The following is a 2567-nucleotide window of genomic DNA, read 5'->3' as shown; positions in this document are numbered from 1 at the left end:
GCGTGATTATTAGCTTTCAAGTTTCAGTTTATCTTTTCATTTATGCCTTAAATACTTATACTAAAATGTATCTGGGAGATGATTTTGTGAAAAGAATTGTTAAATCAGCAATTATTTCAATTATATTATCAGGCACCGTTGCTTTTTCGGTCAATACGTATCAGGTTGATACAACGGCTGCCGCAAAAACTACCAAGGTAAAGGGTATGCCTAAATCATTACGTCATGTTTGGATCCGAGGCAAATACAAAACTAAAATTACCAAGTACCATATTTATTGGGCACCGTCCGGTAAAAAGTACACGAGTCACATTGTTTTCAAGTATGTTTTAAAGCAGGGCAGCAAGTACACAGTTGACAGTCAAAAAAATTTAGAGCAAACTCCTTATTGGATTAGTGGCAAATACATGTATCACGGTATTAAGGGCGACTCGACGTATCCACTCACTAAGTGGCATCGTTAAAAAGCAAACATTGAAGTGAACCCCCATAGTTGGATGAAAAATTCTAACTATGGGGGTTTTACTATGACTAAATTTAGTTTTGAAGTTAAACTTAAAGCTGTTCAAATGTATTTAGCTGGAATCGGTTCACCGACTATTGCCCGAAGATTAGGCATTAAAGGGAAAATATCTGTGCAGACATGGGTTGCTCGTTATCGAAAATATGGTATTCAAGGCCTAGAAATTCGTTCACCAAAATTTGATTATGATGGTGATTTTAAGCTAAAAGTCTTAAACTGGAAAAAACAACACAAAGCCTCGTATCCACAAACAGCACTCCAATTTGATATTAGTAATCCCGGGACCATCGCTAATTGGCAGAGGAAGCTTAAAGAACGTGGTATTGAGGCCTTGTTTACCAGAAGAGGACGGGCAAACCACATGATGACTAACCATAATCACCAAGCTAGGAAACAGTTATCAGAGTTAGAGCGCTTGAAGGCTGATAATCGGGCTTTGAAAGTGGAGAACGAATATCTAAAAAAACTCGAAGCCTTAGTTCAACGTCGCGGACAGTCAAAGAAGAATATCAAATCATCCAAGAACTAAGGCACGAATTCGGATTTAGCTTAACGGAGATTTTGCCATACGCCACCATTAAGCGGAGTACGTTCTATTACCAAGCACACCGTCATGAAGCTAAAGATAATCAAGAATTACTCCAAGTCATTAAAGACATCAAACAACAGAATCCCGGCTATGGAGTTCGAGCGATCCCGCTGTCAAAGTAGATAAAGATGGGAATGTAACTGGATTAGACAATCCATCTTTAAACGGTAAAACCGTTAAGATTGCGGTTATTGACACCGATAACCCAGGACGCGCCCATACATTTAGTTTGGCAATTGGCACGCCAGCAGTAACACCAGGCGGTGGTTCAGGTAGCGGACCGTTCAGGTCACTAAACGCGATGAGTTATATCAATTTGAAGTGTTACCACAACGCTGGGTAATTGAACGTTCTTTTAGTTGATTAGAAAAATATTGACGACTCTGAAAAAATTGTGAACGTCAATTGCACACGGGGACCATTAAGGTGACCTCAACTTTTGATATGATGTTATTTTAGAAGGGCTATCTTATATCCTAAGAGAAGGTTTGACGGTTACAGGCACAATGTTATTATTTCACTGGGAGATGTTTTTAAATTGAAAACTAAAAGTTTTTTTGCTTCAGCTATTTTTACGATGATATTATTGTTAGTTGGTCTAAATACTTCGATGCTTGTGAAGGCTCACGCTTCCACTTGGCATAATGGAATACCTAAAGTCTTGAGAGGTAAGTATCAAAACTATAAGCATCACAATCACATACTGTGCAATATTTATAAAAATGGAATGGATTATTATCTTTTCTATGGAAAAAATACGGCAGCTCATAATGATGGCCCCCAATCATCGGTTAAAACCCAAAGAGTTAATAAACACGTTTACATAATCAAGGGACGAGATTTATTAAATATGACTTTCAATAGTTATATTTATAAAGATAAAAATAAGATTAAGGTAACTTCTAAGCCACCTTATTCATTCAAAAAAATTGGTTGGCTTTATCGATATTGATGTCATTCTCATTAATTAACGTGTGAAATGACACTATACAGACAATGTGGTGCATATTGAATCGCGATTGCTGAATGTAATTGGCTATGGGTTACTTGGAGGTAATTTGAGTGGGTTTATTATATTGACTAGCAGTTATATAACACTTCATAGCACGCTTATTCGCCACATGAACGAGGCAGTAATGAAAATCGCAACCGAGTACTACGCCGCTTCATTCCCAAAGGTCAACCGATTGATGAGATTACCGATGATGAATTGATTCAAATTAACTGGTATTTGAATTCCCGACCACTCAAATGTTTAAATTGGCGAACACCGATTGAGATCTTTTTGCGTGATCTGCGTTACTAAATTTGTTCAAGTTATTTCTTGCAATCTGCCATTACAGAAGAGAAGTTAAAATACCTTGGAAGTTGGATATTAACGTAACTAGATGGCTTAAGTAAAAAAAATTTTGCTTCCCTTGAGTTCATGTGTAAAAGGCACCCGTAAAATGTAGG

At 37.3% G+C, this 2567-nt stretch carries 3 protein-coding genes and 2 pseudogenes; all 5 read left to right on the top strand.

The window, feature by feature from the left end; translation table 11 throughout:
* Positions 1-464: hypothetical protein (locus FC51_RS11930; protein WP_235806488.1), on the top strand; the 464-nt coding region annotated here is incomplete at its 5' end.
* A 63-nt stretch (positions 465-527) separates the two neighbouring features.
* Positions 528-1052: a helix-turn-helix domain-containing protein gene (locus tag FC51_RS11925; protein WP_057911394.1), complete on the top strand. Its 525-nt coding sequence runs from the start codon at positions 528-530 to the stop codon at positions 1050-1052.
* A gap of 339 nt (positions 1053-1391) precedes the next feature.
* Positions 1392-1472 (top strand): annotated as a pseudogene (locus FC51_RS12505) (IS5/IS1182 family transposase); the annotation flags it as partial.
* A gap of 178 nt (positions 1473-1650) precedes the next feature.
* Positions 1651-2064: a hypothetical protein gene (locus FC51_RS11920; protein ID WP_057911393.1), complete on the top strand. Its 414-nt coding sequence runs from the start codon at positions 1651-1653 to the stop codon at positions 2062-2064.
* Between the two features lie 153 nt (positions 2065-2217).
* Positions 2218-2418, top strand: a pseudogene (locus tag FC51_RS12205) (transposase); the annotation flags it as partial.
* Positions 2419-2567: the final 149 nt, after the last annotated feature.

The organism is Lentilactobacillus parabuchneri DSM 5707 = NBRC 107865, from assembly GCF_001435315.1.
GTDB lineage: Bacteria > Bacillota > Bacilli > Lactobacillales > Lactobacillaceae > Lentilactobacillus > Lentilactobacillus parabuchneri.
Note: the sequence above shows the minus strand (reverse complement) of the source record. Positions and strands in the feature narration are given on the sequence as shown.

What these genes read in the sequence shown, in the direction of transcription:
- FC51_RS11925 (WP_057911394.1), top strand. Translation starts at nt 528, where the DNA reads ATGACTAAATTTAGTTTTGAAGTTAAACTTAAAGCTGTTCAAATGTAT.